Source organism: Streptomyces sp. GESEQ-4, from assembly GCF_017948455.1.
In the GTDB taxonomy this organism is placed as follows: Bacteria; Actinomycetota; Actinomycetes; order Streptomycetales; family Streptomycetaceae; genus Streptomyces.
Window position 1 is genome coordinate 1 of record NZ_JAFFSU010000029.1, and the last position, 16,869, is coordinate 16,869.

The following is a 16,869-nucleotide window of genomic DNA, read 5'->3' on the forward strand; positions in this document are numbered from 1 at the left end:
CGGGGGGGGGGGGGGGGGGGGGGGGGGGGGGGGGGGGGGGGGGGGGGGGAGGGGGCAGCGTGTCATCCGCTCAGGCTGCAGCGGTTTTCGTCCGGCCGTCCGCATTCTGCTGGCGTCCCCGTCCGCGTAAAGGCAAGGAGAGGTGTTCAGATGTCTGCTGAGCTCGCGGACAAGACCGCGCACACGGTGCACGTGTCCGCACCCGCCGGTGTGGTCTACGCGCTGGTGGCCGACGCGGTGAAGTGGCCGCTGTATTTCTCCCCGGTCATCCATGTGGAGCAGCTGGAGTTCGACGGCGAACGGGGGTGGCTGCGGATGTGGTCCCTCATGGACGGCCGGCTGACGTCATGGACCTCGTGGCGGCACCTGGACCCGGTGAAGCGCCGCGTGGACTTCGGGCAGGAACTGCCCGTGTCGCCGTTCAACTCGATGGGCGGCACCTTGAACGTGCGGTCCACGGGGGCGCACCGCAGCGAGCTGGAGCTGCTGTACGACTTCAGCATCACCCAGGGCCGGCCCGATGACGTGGCGTGGGCGCAGCGCGCCACCGGCGGCCACAGCCGCGCCCAGCTCGCCGAGGTGAAGGCCTTCGCCGAGCGGTGGACGCGCCTGGACGAACTGGTCCTGTCCTTCGAGGACTCGGTGCGCGTCCACGGTCCGGCCGAGCTGGTCTACGACTTCCTCTACCGGGCCGGGGCCTGGCCCCAGCTGGTCGAGCACGTCACCGGGGTCGACCTCACCGAGGACGCGCCCGGGGTGCAGCGCATGAGAGTGCAGACGCTGACCGAGTCCGGTGCGCACAGCGCCGAGTCGGTGCGGATCTGCTTCCCGCACGCGGGCCGCATCGTCTACAAGGAGACCGCGACCTCCCCCCTGCTCACGGCCCACACCGGCGAATGGTCCGTCGTCCCGGACGAGACGGGGGTGACCGTCCTCGCGCAGCACAGCGTCGTGCTGCGCGAGGAGAACATCGCCGCCGTGCTGGGCGAGCGGGCGGGCCTGGCACACGCCCGCTGGCATGTGCGCCAGGCGCTGCGCCAGGAGGGCCTGGCCCTGCTGGCCCGGGCCAAGCAGCATGCGGAAAGCGCCGTCCGCATGCTGTGACGGCGGCCGGGCGCGGGCGGCTGCGCCCCCAAGCAGCCTTGCGGACGGGAAACGACAGCGATGTGCTGCGGGAATCCTCGGGAAGGAGTCGAGCCGCGGCACACCAAAAGCAGTGCCTGGCCGGTTACCCCCTACCGTGGTTTTCTGCCCGGACACGGCGAGGAGCTGCAATGTTCAATGACATAGGCGCGCTTGAGCTGGTGATGCTCGCGATTGTTGCCGTGCTCGTCTTCGGCCCGGACAAGCTGCCGAAGGTGATCCAGGACGCGGCCAGGATCATCCGGAAGGTCCGGGCCTTCTCGGACCAGGCCCAGCAGGACATCCGCGAGGAACTCGGCCCCGAGTTCAAGGACGTCACCTTCGAGGACCTGAATCCCAAGACGTTCCTCCGCAAGCAGCTGGCCAGCGACGAACTGGGCCTGGGGGAGATCCGCGACAGCTTCGACCTGCGCAAGGAAGCGGCAGACGTCGCCGACGCGGTGAACGGCCCCCAGAGCGAGCCGGCCCGCAGGCCCGCACCCCCCACGTCGCCGTAGCCGCTGACCGTCCCTCCCCGCCCCGGCGCGCCCCGCCCCGGCCTGCCCGGTCGGGTGTGGTCACGGGCCCGGCCCGCTGGGACACCGCTCGGCCCCCGCTGCACACCCGCTTGGGAAAACGGACGCCGGGGCGGTACGGCAACTAGCGTGCTGAGCCCGACCGTTGTGGACGTCAGGCAGGCCAGGAGGCCGTCATGAGGGACAGGCACGACAGCCCGGCCCGGCCCGCCCGTACGCCGCCCGGCGCCGCCCGCGCCGCATCCACCCGTGCCGCCCCCGCCCTCCCGGGCCGGTGCGTGACCTTGTGCCGTGCCGCCGCCGCGGCCGGCTGCGGCGCGCGGGGACGTGATCCGGCCGGGGCGCCGCCCCCGGGCACGGCGGTGATGTCGTTGTAGGAGCCTGCCTGCCCGTTCAGCGCCCGCAGAAAGGAGAGAAGGGTATCCGGCCCCGCGACGGACCGCACACCCCGGCCACCATGACTGTTCACCGTTGTCCACACGCGCCGATCTCCGTGCTCGTCGACCCCGGGCCCGCCCCGCATGCGAGCCGGTGGGACCTCGAGCTGCGCGGGCCGCTCGACCGTGCCGCCCTGGACCACATCCTGGGCGAGCTCACCGCCGAGGGCCCAGGCAGGCCCGTGCCGCAGCACCAGCTGCTGCGGCACGGGCCCGACCACCACACGCTGCGGTTGTGGGCGGCGGAGGCAGGGCCCGCCGCCTTCGTCTCGGGCCGCATCGCCGACCGGCTCACCGAGCCGCCGCCCGCCGCCGACCACCCGCTGACCACCGCCCAGCGCGCCCTCCTCGCATCCGGCCGAGCGCACCGGTATGAGGCGGTGCTGCTCGAAACGGACACTGCGCCGGGCGCGGGCGCGCTGCGCGAGGCCCTGGGCGCCGTCCTGGCCGCCCACCCTCAGCTGCGCTCGCGCCTTGCCGCGGACGGCTGGCTCACCACCCAGGCCGGCGACGGGCCGGCCGGACGGCCGGATCCGCTGGTGGAGAGGGAGTTCACCGACGAGGCCGGCTTCGGCGCGGCGGTGGACCTCACCGGCCGCACGCTCGATGTGCGCGCCGGCCTCCAGCTGCGGGCGCTGCTCGCCCGGGACCGCCGTCCGGCCGGACCGCGTGCCGACCGGCTTGCCGTACTCGTGCATGAGCTCGCCGTGGACGCCGCGTCCTGGCCCGTCCTGCTCGACGACCTGAGCGCCGCCCTCGACGCGGTGGCCGCCGGACGTCCGGCCCGGCCCCGGCGCCGGCCCGACCACCTGGCCGACTGGGTCGGCGAACTGCGGGAGCTGGCCCATAACCCCGCCGAGGCGCGGCACTGGAGCCTGGTCGCCGGGCGCAGGCTGCGGGCGGGCGACTCCCACCGGCCCGCCCCGCCGGCCGGGCCGGGCGCCGGGCCCGGCCAGGTCCGCCACACCGGGTTCGTCCTGGACGAGGACCGCACCGAGCGGATCGTCCAGATCCTGGCCCGGCGCCTCGCGCTGACCCCCGCACAGGTGCTGACCGGCGTGTTCGCGCTCGCCCTGGCCCGCTGGCAGGGATCCGACGAGGTCAGCTTCGACGTGCGCGGCGACCCCCGCAGCGGCCGGCCCGGCCTGCGCGAGCACGTGGGCCGGCTCACCGACCCCTACCCGGTCCATCTCACACCGGACCCCGGCCTCGATGCCCTGGGCCAGCTCACCGCGCTGGCCGGCCCCCTGGCCGACTGCGCGGGCGGCGCCCCGGGCGGCGCCGGCTTCGGAGCCTGCCGCGAGTGGGCCCCCGATCCGCTGCTGCGGCGCCGGCTGCGTGAACTGCCGCCCGCCCCCACGTGTCTGAGCGTGCCCGGCCCCGGCGAACTGCTGCCCGGCTTCGCCCGGCCCGCGCACGGCAGCACACCGGGCCGGCCCGCCCACCGCATCGAGGTCAGGGCCCAGGCCGCCCACGGCCGGCTGCACATCGGCCTCGACTGGACCACCGCCCCCGCGGACGGCGTCACCGACACGTCGGTGGCCGCCCTGAAGGACCTGCTGCGGGATCTGCTGGAGGAGCTCGCCGACGCGCCCGCCGCGCCGGCTCCGCTCGTCCTGCGGGCCACCCCCCAGCAGTCGGCGCTGTACACCGGCGGCGAGGGACGGCCCGGCACCGGACGCCATGTCGAACAGCTCGTATGGCTCTGGCACGGCCCGCTCGACGCCGCCCGCTTCGCCGCGGCCTGGCAGTCGGTGTTCGACTGCGAGACGGTGCTGCGCACCGCGTTCACCGGCGGCGGCGAACCGCTGCTCGTGGTCCACGACCGGGTCGTGCCCGAGATCACCCGCCGGGCCGTCAGCGACGACGACTGGCAGCCCTTCCTCGAGCGGGACCGGCTGCGCGGCTTCGACCTGCACTGCCCCGCACTGCTGCGCCTGACCCTGCTGGACGCGCAGCACACCCCGCCCGACACCGCCCTCGCCCCCACCCGGATCCTGGTCAGCTACCACCGGGCCCTGCTCGACACCTGGAGCGCGCACCTGTTGCTGCGCGAGTTCTACCGCGCCTATCTCGCCGGCGGCACCCTGCCCGGCGGTGAGCGCCGCCCCGACCTGCGCGACTACACGGCCTGGGTCGCGGCCCAGAATCCGGAGCCCGCCCGCGGGTTCTGGGCGCGCAGCGCGCCCCCCGACGGCGCGGCCTCACGGCCCGGCCGGCCCGCCGCCACCGGCCTGACCGGCGCCGGCCGTGCCCGGCTGCGCCTGGACCCCGCCGACACCGCCCGCCTCGCCCGCTGGGCCGGCACCTGGGGCACCGCCGAGAGCAGCGTGCTGCAGGCCGTCTGGGCCATGCTGATCTACTGGGCCTCCGGCGCCACCCAAGCGGCCCCCGTCTGTTTCGCGGTGACCGTGTCGGGGCGCGGCATAGCGCTGGACGGCGCGGCCCGGATACCGGGGCCGCTGCGCAACCCGCTGCCCATGACCGTCGAGGTGGACCCGGCGGGCCCGGTGCCGCATCTGCTGCGGCAGCTGCGCGACCGCGCCCTGGAGATGTCCGCATACGAATGGGTACCCGCCGACTGGATCCGCGCCTGGAGCCACAGCAGCGCCCACGCCGACACCGTCATCGCCTTCGAGGACCCGCCGCATCCGGTGCAGGGCCTGGAGGCCGAACTCGCCGCCCACGGCCTGGGGGCCGAGTTCCCGGGCATCCTGCCCGCCCACTCCGTGCTCCCCGTCGGGCTGCTGGCCCACCACGACAGCGCGGGCGGCCTGGTCCTCACGGAGGTCCACGACCGGGCCCAGCTCGGGGAGGAGGCGGCCGGCGAACTGCTGGCGCACAGCGTCCTGCTGCTGCGTGAACTTCCCCTGTGGGCGGATGAGTCCACCACCGTCGACGAAGCCCTGCAGCTCCTTGAGGACAGCACCGCCCCCCTCATGGCCGACGCCCTTCACGACGGCCAGGACACCCCCTGGGTCACCCTGCGCGCCGCGCGCCAGGACCAGGCGGGGACGATCTGCCTGATACCGCCGCCGGGCGCCCCCCTCACCTGCTACGACCTGCTGGCCCACGCCTATGAGGGCCCCCAGGAACTGCTGGTGCTCCCCACCGAGGCCGGCCCGGGCGGCGCACCGCCCGCCCTCACCGCGCTCGGCCAGGGCCGCTTTCTGCTGCTCGGCGGATTCTCCGGAGCCGGTGCCCGCGCCTGTGACATCGCCCGGCGCATCGCGGCGGACGGCCACCGCCCGCCGCGGGTGGTACTCGCCGGTGCGACGGCAGACGAGTGGGAGCGGGCCCGCGAGCTGGCCGCAGCCCTGAACGCCGCCACCGGCCGGCCCTCGGACACCGACGGCGCATAGCACACCCCGCCGGAGGGCCGGCCCCGCGCAGCGCGCGCCCTGCGCCCGCGGGCACCGCCCCGGCGGTGCCCGCCCGCCGTTTCCCCACCGTTCCTCGAGCGTTTCTCGTGCGGCGTTGTGCAGGGTGGCTGATGCATGGGCGGCCCCGCCGGGAGTCTGAGGCACTGCCCCGCAGGCACTGCCCACCGCTGCCCCCACAGGTGCGGCCCCCGGGGCCCACCCGGCCGCGGCGTACGCCCGGTGCGCGCCCCGCCGCCGGGCCCCACAGCAGGCCTGCCGCGCCGGCGTCACGGCCGACGGCCCGACAGGCCCGGCCGCTGCCCCCCCGTGAGCCGGCCGGACAGGAGGATCAGATGTACGACACCGAAGAGGAGGGCGGCAGGATGCCCCACGAGCGCAGGGATCTTTCCCTGCCGCACGTGCCGCCGCTCCTGCTGGCCGGAATCGACGAGGACGACACCTGGGAGCCCCACGTCGTGCGCGGCATCGACTGACTGCCGGGACGGCCCGCGCGGCGAGGCGGGCCGCTGCCGCCACAGCCCATCCTCGACCCAGGTGCGAGCGGACCTTGACAGCCTGCAAAGACAGCCGCGAGCGAAGGTACAGGGAGCGGTCATGAAACGGTTGTTGCGTCGCGGCCGGCAGGCGGTGGTGGACCATTGCCTGCGCCCGCTGTGGCGGGCCCTGGTGGCCTTCGGGTCCCTCTACACCAGCCCCGAGGCCTATCACGCGGCCTGCGAATACTCCTCGGTCGCGTGCACGCACGATCCCTTCGCACACGCCCGGCACGGGCCGCCGCCCGCCCACCCCGAGCGGGTGCGCGCGGACCTGCCGCTGTCTGCGACGGAGCGGCAGCTCGCCCGTGAGCTGTGGCCGGCGTACCACGCCGAAGGGCGTGTCCCCGGCACCTGACCACCGCCCGGGGCCGGCCGGTCAGACGGTGGTGATGACCTCGCCGATGTCCAGCCGCGGGGAGCGCGGCGCCCAGGCGTCCGGGCCCGGCCTGCCGATGTTGACGATCATCAGCGGGCCGTGGTCGTCGTCCAGGAAGTCCTTTTGGACACCGGCGAAGTCGAAACCGGTCATCGGGCCGGCGGCCAGGCCGGCGGCGCGGACGCCCATGATGAAGTACGCGGCCTGCAGGGCGCCGTTGACCAGGGCGGACCGCTCGCGGACCGGGCGCTCGGCGTAGAGCAGGTCCTTGATCTGCGGCAGGCGGGGGAGCAGCTTGGGCAGTTCCTCGTGGAACTCGTTGTCCACGGCCAGGATCGCGACCAGCGGGGCGGTGGCGGTCTTGGCGCGGTTGGCCTTGGCCATGTGCTCCACCAGGCGGCCGCGGGCCTCGGCGGAGCGGACCAGGGTGATGCGCAGCGGGGCCTGGTTGAAGGCGGTCGGACCGTACTTGACCAGGTCGTAGATCGCCTGGATCTGCTGCTCGGTCACCGGCTCGTCGGTGAACGTGTTCGCGGTCCGGGCCTCGCGGAACAGGAGGTTCTGGGCGGTGGTGTCAAGGACAAGCGACATGGCTGCAACCTTTGTGTCAGGGGCGGTGGACCGGCGTGCGCGCACGGCGCACAGCACGCTTGGACTCTCCGGGGAACCGGCCGGGCGTCATCGCTCTCACCGCGCGGCCCCCGTTTCTCCGTCCCGCCCGCAGCCGCCTGGCCCAGCGGCCGAGGCGGCCGAAGCGGCCTTCACGGGCTTCGTGCCCGTGAGGCCTGCGTGCCCGTGCAGGCCGCGGTCTTCGCCCGGCCGCGAAGACCACGGGACCCAGCCCGGCGAACCCGGCAGTACAGGTCGTGACAGGGCGGCCCGGGGCGGACGGCGTGACCCCCCGGACCGCCCGGGCCCTCGGCCCCCAGGCCCTCGGCCCTCGGCTCCCGGCTCCCGGCCCCGGCCCCGGGCCTCGGCTCCCGGCCTCGGCCCCCGGGCCTCGGCCCCCGGCCTCGGCCCCCGGGCCCCGGCCCCCGGGCCCCGGCCCCCGGGCCCCGGCCCCCGGGGGCCGGGGCCCGGGCGGCCCGTCTGCGCTGCGCGCTGCTCGGCACCGCTGCGGCCCGTCAGGTGATGTCGCCGTGAGCGGTCAGCCGCCCCCGGTCCGGGCCGGGTCCCTGGTCCGGGCCGGCCTGCGCGGTGGCGTGCGGTGCGGCGCGGACCGGCTCGGCCGCGCCCACGTCCTGCGGGCCCGGGCCGAGGGGGGACGCTTCGTCGTCGCCGAGGCCGGCGTCGGGGTCGGCCCGGGCGCGGCGTCTGTCGTTGAGCAGGCAGATGACCAGCGCGATGACGCACAGGAGCGCGATCGGGGCGGCCAGCGACAGCATGGTCAGCGGGTCACCGGTCGGCGTGGCGATGGCGGAGAACAGGGCGATGCCCATGAGCATGCCGCGCCACCAGCCGGCCAGCCGCTTCCCGCTCAGCGCTCCGGTGATGTTGAGCAGCACGAGCAGCAGCGGCAGCTCGAAGGCGAGCCCGAAGACGATCACCATGCGGGTGATCAGGTCGAGGTAGTCGTCGACCGGGAGGAGATTGGTGGTGTCCTGGGGGGTGAAGCCCAAAAGGACGGTCGCGGTCTGCGGAAGAATCACGTAGGCGAGCACGGCACCGCCGAGGAACAGCGGCACACCGGCGCCGACGAAGGCCAGCGCGTACGTCCTCTCACGGGTGTGCAGGCCGGGAGCCATAAAGGCCCACAGCTGGTACAGCCAGATCGGTGAGGCCAGGACCACGCCGGACATGAGGGAGACCTTGAGCGCGATCGAGAAGGGCGCGATGAGGCCGTTGACGGTCATGTCGGCGCACGGCTCGCCGTTCGCCTGCCGCAGCGAGCCGTCCACGCAGCCCACGGAGTCAAGGATCGGCCTCAGCAGGAAGTCGATCAGTTCCTGGTAGAAGACGGCGGCGACGACCGTGACGGCCAGGACCGCCAGAACTGACGTCAGCAGCCGGTTGCGCAGCTCACGCAGGTGCTCCGCGAGGGGCATCCGCCCCCCGGTGTTCTTCTTCTGCTTGCGGGCAGTGGTGAGCACCCCGCTCTCCTCCGTCTCGTGCGGCGGTGGCCGGCGGCCGGCGTCAGCTGTGGACGGTGCGGTGCGGCTCGCTCACCGCAACCGAGCCGGTCACGTCCGGTGGCGCGGCCTCCAGGGTGCGGGGCACGGCCTGCCCGGCGGCCTGTGCGGGGTGGTGCGGGGCCGCGGTGGCCTCGTCGTCCTTTTTCATCGCTTTGGCCTCGCTTTTGAGAATGCGAGCGGACTTGCCGAGCGAGCGGGCCATTTCCGGGAGCTTCTTCGCGCCGAAAAGCAGCGCGACGAGAGCAATGATCAGAACGATCTCCAGGGGCTTCAGATTGCCTATCATGTGCCACTTCCTTCATGCCGAAGCAGGGATCTGTTGCGCATGTGGAGGTGCCGGCCCAAGGGGGGGCACGACGAGAGGAGAATAGGACGCAACAAAGGCCGCCGTGTGGCCGTGCAACTGTCTCTTGAGCCGTTTTCCAGGCCCCTTTCACCATTCGACCAGCGCGAAACTCGCCGCCATGCCGCCGCCGAAGCCGGCCAGGAGGATCAGCTCGCCCGGACGGAAGGCGCCGGCGCGGGCGGCCGCGTCCAGGGTGATCGGGATGGAGGCGGCTCCCGTGTTGCCGTAGTGCGTCAGCGTGCGGTGCATGGTGGCGCGGGGCAGGCCCAGGTCCTTGACGACTTCGTCGAGCATGACGCCGTTGGCCTGGTGCGGGATGAAGTGGCTGATGTCGGCGGGCTCGACACCGGCCTCGTGGAGGAATCCCTTGACCAGCTGCGGCAGCTGCTCCACGACGAAGCGGCGCACTTCGCGCCCGTCCATCGCGAAGTACTGCGCTCCCGCGTCGAGGCCGGCCCCATCCAGGGGCAGCCGGCTGCCGCCCGCGGGCACCTGGATCAGGCCCGTGAGGTCACCGAACGTGTGCAGTGCGACATGCCGGACGAGCGGGCCCGTGTCTGTCGTGCCGAGGATCATCGCGCCGGCGCCGTCCCCGAACAGCACGACCGTCCTGCGGTCGGCCGGGTTCAGGATGCGCGAGTACACGTCCGCGCCGATGACCAGCGCATAGCCGCCCCGCCGCAGGATCGTGCTGCCGACCGCGGAGAGCGCGAACACGGTGCCCGAACACACCGCGTTGACGTCGAACGCCGCGGTGCCGGCCGCGCCGAGGTTTTGCTGGACGTAGGCCGCCGTGGGCGGCTGGGGCCGGTCCGGTGTGGACGTGGCGACCGCGATCACGGACAGCTGCTCGGCGGTGATGCCGGCCGATTCCATCGCGGCACGCGCCGCGGCCGTCGCCAGATCCGACGTGGCCTGCCCGCCGGCGGCCCAGCGCCGCTCGCGGATCGCGGTCTTACGGGTGATCCAGGCGTCGTCCACCCCGGCCGGCGCACCGACTTCGTCGTTGGAGACGATCCTTTCCGGCACGTAGGCGCCCGTACCGACAATCCTGACATCGATGGTGCCGACGATCCTGTCCGGCCCGTCGGCACCCGGACCGAGGTTCTTGACATCCCTCATGCGCGTGCCCTCCCCTCCATGGGTCTGTGAACACAAGGTGTGAAAGGCCGGCGGGTAGGCGGCCATGGCTGAGCTGGTGCGCGGGCAGCCCGCGACAGGCCGCCCACGCAGCGCAGGCGGTGCTGAAGGGTGGTGCTAGCGCCTCTCGTAGAGGCGCTTGTGGCCGCTGAGCCCGGCCAGCCGGAAGGGCCCGGTGCTCTGGGCCTCGGTGGCGTGGTGGCCGCCGTCGGTCGGGAAGGACCGCTCGTGCAGCGCGCGGTAGCCGGCGTAGTCGACGGGCCTGCGCCGTGCGATCGCCTGATGGTTCTGCTCGGTGCGCAGGTGCTCGCGGTAGCCGGCGACCACGGTGGCGGCGAAGAACTCGGCGACGCTGCCGGAGCCGTAGCTGAACAGGCCGATGGGCCGGCCGCTCAGGTCGCCGGCCTGGTCGAGCAGCGCGGCCAGCGCGAGGTACACCGATGCGGTGTAGCTGTTGCCGACCACGGTGTTGTAGGCCGTGGTCTGTGCGACGGCGCGCGCGATGTGGTCCTTGTCGGTGTCGTGGCCGCAGTAGTTCAGCAGGTGGCGGTGGGCCTTGTAGGCCATCTTGGTGAACGGCTGGTGGTAGCAGAACGCGGCGAACTCCTCCAGGGTGCGGCCGCCCTGCTCCGTGTAGTCCTTCCAGGTGCCCTCCACCGCCTGCAGATACGCGTTGATGGACTCGTGCCCGTCGACCAGGGCCGCATCGCGGTAGTTGGGCCGCCAGAAGTCCATGACGTCGGCGGTGAACAGGCCCGAGGGGTCCTCGATGCGTACCAGGGCGGGATCCACGCCGACCAGCATGGCCACCGCCGCCGCGCCCTGGGTGGCCTCGCCGGGGCTGTCCAGCTCGTACTTGGAGACGTCGCTGGCGATCACGAGGACCTGCTGGGCGGGATCACGCCGGACCAGGCCGATGGCGAACTGCAGGGCCGCCGTCGCCCCGTAGCAGGCCTGCTTCAGCTCGACGACGCGGGTGGCTGAGGGCAGCTGGAGCAGGGAATGGACGTACACCCCGGCCGACTTGGCCTGGTCGATGGAGGACTCGGTGGCGAACACGACCGTGCGGATCCGGTCGCTGCCGTGCCGGGCGATGATGGGCGCGGCGGCCGCCGCGCCCATGGTCACGATGTCCTCGTCGGCGGCCGGAATGCTCATCGACTCCTGGCCGATGCCCACATGGTATTTGCCGATCTCGGTGCCGTTGTAGGCGGCCAGTGCGGTGTGCGGCAGGACGAACTCGGCTGTCGCGAACGACAGGTCGTGTATTCCGATGGAGAGGGACATGCCTATGCACCTACCTTTACGGTCGTGTTGTCGCGTTCCAGCGCCACGTGCGCGCGCATGAGTTCACCGGGGTTCGTCTGGGCCGCGAGCAGCGAGAGTTCACCGCACAGCACGGTGGCCGCGGCGAGGACGGCGAGCCGGCGGGCGTTCTCGCCGGGCGCGGCGTCGGCCCGGCAGCCGAGCCGGGTCAGGTTCGTCTCCACGAAGCCCAGGCCCTTGCCGTTGCCGACCGTGCCGACGATCAGGTTGGGCAGGGTGCAGGCGAAGTAGAGGTCGCCGTCGCGGTCCTCGGCCATGACGACGCCCTGGGAGCCTTCGATGATGTTGGCCGCGTCCTGGCCGGTCGCCAGGTAGAACGCGAGTAGCATGTTCGCGTAGTGGGCGTTCGCCGAGCGGATACCGCCGGCGAGCAGGGTTCCCAGCAGGTTCTTGCGGATGTTCAGCTCGACGATCTTCGCGGCACTCGTGTGCAGGACGCCGGCCACCACCTGTCGCGGTACGAGCAGTTCGGTGACCACGTTCTTGCCGCGGCCGAGGATGCCGTTGATCGCGGTGGCTTTCTTGTCCGTGCAGTAGTTGCCGGAGATCGATCCGTAGGAGATGCCCGGGACGGTCTGCAGCAGGTGCGCCAGCAGCGCGTCGGAGGCGAGGGTGGCCATGTTGTGCCCGGAGGCGTCGCCGGTGGAGAACTCGAACCGGATGAACAGCAGGTTGGCGTTGATCTCGTGCCGGATGCCGATCAGCTGGGCGAACCGGCTGCACCCGCGCACCACGTCGCGCAGCTCGTCGATGCGGGCCTCGATCATCCGCGCGGCCGTCAGCGCGGTCTGCGCGTCACGCGCCTCGACCAGCACCGAACGCGTCATCCGCTCATCCACGAGGGTGGCGACGATGCCCTTCTCGGCCAGCCGGGACACCTTCGCCCCCCGGCCCACCGACGGCCACAGCGGCGACTCGTAGGTGGCCAGCGGAACCTGGATCTCGGTGTCGGCGACGTTGCCCGAGACGCGAAGGGGCCCCACCCACCGCATCGGGACCCCGGCGATCGCGTGTGCTTCAGTCATGGTGTGCTTCCCGTCATCTCGGTAAGGGCGTCGATGGAGCTGGAACGCTGGGCGAGCCGCCGGGTGTCGATGCCCCGGTCGAGGCAGAAGTTCCTCAGCTCGCCGCCCACCAGCAGATCGCAGCGGGACAGGTCGGCCGGCGTGCGCGCGCCGAGCATGGTCTGCAGGGCGGCGAGCTGGTCGAGCCAGGTCGAGATCTGCGTGACGAGCGCGGCGACGTCGCCGTCGATCAGGGTGCGCAGGAATCCGCCGGAGGAGCCGACGGCGCGGGCGCCCAGGGCCAGGGCGCGGGCCACGTCGAGCGGGTTGCGGACCCCGCCGGAGGCCAGCACGGGGATACCGGCGTCCTGCGCGTCCAGCAGACAGGCGACGGTGGACTGCCCCCAGTCGTGCAGGTAGGCGTAGTCGGCGAGTGCGCGCCGGCCGTTCTCGATGCGGGCGAAGTCCGTGCCGCCGCGGCCGCTGACGTCCGCGACCCGCACGCCCAGGCCCGGCAGCGCGAGGACCGTCTCGCGGCTCAGGCCGTTGCCGACCTCCTTGACGATCACGGGGACATCGACGTGTCCGGCGATCTTCTCGATCTGCGCCGCCCAGGACCCGAACGACCGGTCCCCTTCCGGCATCGGTGTCTCCTGGGCGGTGTTGAGGTGGATCTGCAGGGCGTTCGCCTCGATCAGGTCGATGGCGCGCTGTGCGTTGTCGACCGAGCAGGTGGCGTTGACGTTGGCGATGACGAACCCGTGCGGGTTCTGTGTGCGCAGCACCCGGAAGGTGTCCGCGCAGGAGGGGTCCTTGAAGTAGGCGTGCATGGAACCGGACGCGATGGCCACGCCGGTCTCGCGGGCGGCGGTGGCCAGGTCCCGGTTGATGGCGCCGGTCTTGGCGCTGCCGCCGGTCATCGCGTTGATGTAGAGCGGCGCCTGCCAGGTGAGGCCGGCGAAGGTCGTCGCCAACGACACGTCCGGCCGGTCGATGCCGGCCAGGGCGTGGTGGACGAACGACACCTCGTCGAACTGGTTGCGTCCGCTGTGCGCGTGCTGCTGCTCCATGGCGAGCCGGACGTGGTCGTCCTTGCGCGAAGCGCTCATTCCTCGTTCCCTTCCAGGGCGGGACGCACCGGCAGGGGCAGCACCCCGGCCGCGGCCCACCGCCTGTGTACGTGCGCGATGTCGTGGGGGGCGCCGGCGTCCAGCAGGGCGATGCCGCAGTCGCCGCCGCCTGCCCCCGAGGGCTTGGCCGCACCGCCGACGCCCTCGACGGCGTCGCACAGTGCCGTCAGCTCGGTGGTGAAGATGCCGAGGCCGACCTCGTCGTCGAGGCGGGCCAGCTCGTGGCGGGCCCGCCGGATCTGGTGCAGCAGGCCCGGGCCGTCGCCGGCCTCGAGCGCGCCGATCGCGGCGCGCACCAGGTCGGTGGTGGTCTTCATGAACGTGTGGTGCGAGGCGCTGCCCCGCCAGGTCCGCTGGTGCAGGCCGGACACCAGGGATGCGGTGGAGGCCGGTTTTCCGCTCCAGCCGACCTCCAGGCACAGGTTGTTGGGGGGCGGCAGCCGGCGGACGGCGAAATGCGGCCAGGGGGCGGCGAGCGCTTCCTCGATGCCCCGGCGGCGGGCCAGGTCGAGCACCGCGTCCCGGTCGGGTGCCTGATACGCGATCCAGCCGCCCCAGGTGCCGGCGGCGAGATCACCGCCGGAGCCCTTCGGGTCGAGGCGGGCCGTGGCGAGCAGGGCCAGCTTGAACCGGGCCTCGCGGGAGAGGGCAAGACCGCAGTACGACGCCACGGCCGCCACACTCGCCACGGTCACCGCGCCGCTCGAGCCCAGGCCGTACTTCCGTCCCGCCTCGTGCAGCGCGCTGTGGACCGAGACGCTCAACGCGGGCATGGGCAGGCCGCGTTCGGCCAGCAGCGCGCCCACGGTCTCGATCGCGGACACCACATGGGCCAGCCGGCTGTGCTCACGCCGGGCGTCGTCTTCGTCTTCGCCGTCCATGTCGAGCCGGCCGTCGCGCCACTGCCAGCGCACCTCGCGCGGGCCGAGGTCGGAGGAGATCACGACGCCGGATCCGGCCCGGCCGGACACGGTGACACTCAGGTAGCGGTCGACCGCCACCAGGATCGCCGGGTTGCCGGGCTCCACCACCGCGTACTCGCCCGCGACGAACAGCTTGCCCGGCGCGCGCCGCACGACCGGTCGCCGGCCCGTCATCATCCGCCCTCGTTCAGCAGGCGGGCACCGGGCCCCGGCCCGGCGATGTGCACCGAACCTTGCGGGGCGGCGCCGCGCACCACCGCGGCCACCTTCTCCGCATCCGCGCGCCGGCACAGCACCTTGACGTTCGGCCCGGCGTCCATCGTCGCGTAGGCCGCGATACCGTCCCGCCTGAGCTGCCCCACGCTGTCCAGCACGGTGAGCGTGGCAGGCGACAGGTAGCGCACCGCCGGGCGCGCCGCCAGCATGGTCGCGTGCATACCGAGCGCGTTGCGCTCCGCGATCTCCCCGACCGCCTCCAGGTCGCCGCGGATCAGCGCCGCCCGCATGTCGGCCAGGTCACCGGTGCTGGAGCGGGCCCACGGCTCGTACAGCGGGGAGGTGTCGACGGTCTGGCGCATCGCCGCACGGCTGGAGATGGCCTTGGGGCCGGCGTTGACCACCGCGATGACCAGCGCCGGGTCGAGGCCGGCGGCAGGCACCGGTTCGGCGTACGAGCTCACGTCCGCCTGCGCGGCCGTGCCGGTGGTCGTCCCGGCGTGCCAGACGGCGAAGTCGCCGAAGATGGACCGCGAGGCCGACCCGGACCCGCGCCGGGCCAGGCGCGAGAGCGCGGTGGCGTCGAGAGTGAGCCCGTACGCGGCGGCGGCGGCGACGGCCAGAGCGGCGAACCCGCTGGCCGAGGAGGCGAGCCCGGCCCCGGTGGGGACGGTGTTCTCGGTGTCGACGACGGCCCGCTCACTGAGCCCGGCGCGCTCGCGCACCAGGTCCAGGAACGCGACGATGCGCCGCTGGGCCTCACCCGTCGCGGGCAGCCCGCCGAGGGTGACCGCGTCCTGCTCCGCCTCGGGGGCGAGCCGGACGCGGGTGGTCGTCGGGAAGATGTCCAACGTCATCGACAGGCTGTCGGTCCGGGGCAGGAACAGCTGCTCGTCGCGCTTGCCCCAGTACTTGATCAGCGCGATGTTCGGGTGCGCGACGGCCGTGGCCGCCGGTCGGGCACCGGGTTCCTGCGGCGGCTTCAGCGTGGCCGGCTGGTCAGCGCGCATGGTCGGCGAGCCTCCTCAGCGGCACGACCCACGTCTGGACGGCGCCGGCTTCGTGCAGCTGCCGGGCGACCTGCCTGGCCTGCTCCGGCTGGGTCAGGGCCAGGACGCAGCCGCCCAGCCCGCCCCCGGTGATCTTGGCGCCGAGGCTGCCCGCCGCGAGCGCGGCCTTGACCATCGCGTCGATCCGGCCGGTACTGAGGCCGGCCGCCCGCAGCAGCTCGTGGTAGCCGGTGAGCCGCAGGCCCAGTTCGGCCGCCTCGCCCGCGGCGAGAGCCTGCTCGGCCTCCTCGACGAGCTGCGCGGCAAAGCGCAGGAACCGCTCCCGCGCCCCTGCCCGGCGCTCGAATCCCGCCCGCAGCAGCTCGACCGCTTCCTTGGTGCTGCCCGCGGTGCCGCTGTCGGCGATGATGAACAGGCCGTCGCAGCCGATGCTCAACTCCCGTGCCCGGCCCGCCTGGAACCGCAGCGGGGCCGCGGCGCCGACGGTCATGGCATCGACGCCGCTGGCCCGGCCGTGCGTCACGTTCTCGGCCGTCTGCACCAGGTCGAACGCCGCGCTCTCGCTCACGCCCTGGCCGAAGAGATCGGCCAGGGCCAGGACGATCGCCCGCGAGTTCGCGGCGCTGGAGCCCAGCCCGCGGCCGGGCGGGATGGAGCCGTCGAGGATCACATCGAGGTGGGGCCGGCCCGCCACGCCCATACGGGCGGTGAAGGCGGCGGCCAGCCGCCGCAGCCCGTCGGAGGCCTGCGTCACCACCGCCCTTGAGGCGGAGCCGGTCATCGTGAACGACAACCCGTCCCCCTCGCCGCAGGCATGGGACGACCAGCCGGCGCTCGCCGTGGCCGTGAGCTGCGGAACCGGCAGAGCGAGCGCCGCACTCCCGTACACCACCGCGTGCTCACCCAAAAGGACGGCCTTGGCGTGGGCGCGGCCGGTACCGACGGAGCGAGCCCGATGGTTTCCCGAAACCCCCTCCACTGAGGTCGGTAGAGTCAACGCACTCAGCTCCCCTTGTTGTTTCTGCATTGAGATCGCATCGTCCAGATTTCTCGGAAGGAATGCAGCCAGGCGTCATTCCTTGCATCAGGAGTTGCAGGGATCAGCACGCTCACCGGGCCGCACGCGGCAACAACCACGGCGCGTAGCACGGAACGCGGTGAGGTGAGGAGGCATCGACGGCCTTTTTGGAAGAAAGCCGGTGCCGTACGCTCAGGGGCCCGGTCCATCTGGCGCCAACGCGCGGACACGGCA

At 73.2% G+C, this 16,869-nt stretch carries 15 protein-coding genes and 1 pseudogene; 6 read left to right on the top strand and 10 right to left on the bottom strand.

The window, feature by feature from the left end; translation table 11 throughout:
- Positions 1-150 precede the first annotated feature (150 nt).
- The 6 genes and pseudogenes from KCH48_RS35760 (at position 151) to KCH48_RS35785 (ending at position 6,369) form a co-directional block, all read left to right on the top strand.
- Positions 151-1,104: an aromatase/cyclase gene (locus KCH48_RS35760; RefSeq protein WP_210581159.1), complete on the top strand. Its 954-nt coding sequence runs from the start codon at positions 151-153 to the stop codon at positions 1,102-1,104.
- Positions 1,105-1,274: 170 nt separating this feature from the next.
- Positions 1,275-1,622, top strand: a pseudogene (locus KCH48_RS35765) (sec-independent translocase); the annotation flags it as partial.
- A gap of 212 nt (positions 1,623-1,834) precedes the next feature.
- Positions 1,835-2,035, top strand: coding sequence for a hypothetical protein (locus KCH48_RS35770; RefSeq protein WP_210581163.1), 201 nt, complete (start codon positions 1,835-1,837; stop codon positions 2,033-2,035).
- Between the two features lie 80 nt (positions 2,036-2,115).
- Entirely contained in the window at positions 2,116-5,457 is a 3,342-nt protein-coding gene (locus KCH48_RS35775) for a condensation domain-containing protein (RefSeq protein ID WP_210581164.1), read from the top strand.
- A 353-nt stretch (positions 5,458-5,810) separates the two neighbouring features.
- Entirely contained in the window at positions 5,811-5,951 is a 141-nt protein-coding gene (locus KCH48_RS35780) for a hypothetical protein (protein WP_210581166.1), read from the top strand.
- Between the two features lie 121 nt (positions 5,952-6,072).
- Positions 6,073-6,369 carry a DUF6059 family protein gene (locus KCH48_RS35785; protein WP_210581168.1) on the top strand — a complete coding sequence of 99 codons (297 nt, stop codon included), beginning with the start codon at positions 6,073-6,075 and terminating at the stop codon, positions 6,367-6,369.
- Between the two features lie 21 nt (positions 6,370-6,390).
- Here the strand turns inward: KCH48_RS35785 and KCH48_RS35790 are convergent, their stop codons facing one another.
- The 10 genes from KCH48_RS35790 to mvk form a co-directional block, all read right to left on the bottom strand.
- Entirely contained in the window at positions 6,391-6,981 is a 591-nt protein-coding gene (locus KCH48_RS35790) for a malonic semialdehyde reductase (protein WP_210581170.1), read from the bottom strand.
- A 533-nt stretch (positions 6,982-7,514) separates the two neighbouring features.
- Entirely contained in the window at positions 7,515-8,480 is a 966-nt protein-coding gene (gene tatC, locus KCH48_RS35795; RefSeq protein ID WP_210581172.1) for a twin-arginine translocase subunit TatC, read from the bottom strand.
- A gap of 43 nt (positions 8,481-8,523) precedes the next feature.
- Positions 8,524-8,808 carry a Sec-independent protein translocase subunit TatA gene (gene tatA / locus KCH48_RS35800; RefSeq protein WP_210581174.1) on the bottom strand — a complete coding sequence of 95 codons (285 nt, stop codon included), beginning with the start codon at positions 8,806-8,808 and terminating at the stop codon, positions 8,524-8,526.
- A 147-nt stretch (positions 8,809-8,955) separates the two neighbouring features.
- A complete protein-coding gene (locus tag KCH48_RS35805) occupies positions 8,956-9,990 on the bottom strand; it encodes a 3-oxoacyl-ACP synthase III family protein (RefSeq protein WP_210581176.1) in 1,035 nt (344 codons plus the stop codon).
- A 135-nt stretch (positions 9,991-10,125) separates the two neighbouring features.
- Positions 10,126-11,295: a hydroxymethylglutaryl-CoA synthase gene (locus tag KCH48_RS35810; protein WP_210581178.1), complete on the bottom strand. Its 1,170-nt coding sequence runs from the start codon at positions 11,293-11,295 to the stop codon at positions 10,126-10,128.
- A gap of 2 nt (positions 11,296-11,297) precedes the next feature.
- Complete coding sequence (locus KCH48_RS35815; protein ID WP_210581179.1) at positions 11,298-12,359, bottom strand: hydroxymethylglutaryl-CoA reductase; 1,062 nt, start codon at positions 12,357-12,359, stop codon at positions 11,298-11,300.
- Positions 12,356-13,447 (bottom strand): type 2 isopentenyl-diphosphate Delta-isomerase, encoded by a 1,092-nt coding sequence (gene fni, locus KCH48_RS35820; protein ID WP_210581181.1) that lies wholly within the window; start codon positions 13,445-13,447, stop codon positions 12,356-12,358. The genes KCH48_RS35815 and fni overlap by 4 nt, the downstream gene beginning before the upstream one ends.
- On the bottom strand, positions 13,444-14,568 hold the full coding sequence (locus KCH48_RS35825) for a phosphomevalonate kinase (protein ID WP_246886399.1): 1,125 nt from the start codon (positions 14,566-14,568) through the stop codon (positions 13,444-13,446). The genes fni and KCH48_RS35825 overlap by 4 nt, the downstream gene beginning before the upstream one ends.
- Complete coding sequence (gene mvaD / locus KCH48_RS35830) at positions 14,565-15,617, bottom strand: diphosphomevalonate decarboxylase (RefSeq protein ID WP_210581183.1); 1,053 nt, start codon at positions 15,615-15,617, stop codon at positions 14,565-14,567. Before mvaD ends, KCH48_RS35825 begins: the two co-directional genes overlap by 4 nt.
- A complete protein-coding gene (mvk, locus tag KCH48_RS35835) occupies positions 15,607-16,644 on the bottom strand; it encodes a mevalonate kinase (protein ID WP_210581185.1) in 1,038 nt (345 codons plus the stop codon). Before mvk ends, mvaD begins: the two co-directional genes overlap by 11 nt.
- Between the last annotated feature and the right edge of the window lie 225 nt (positions 16,645-16,869).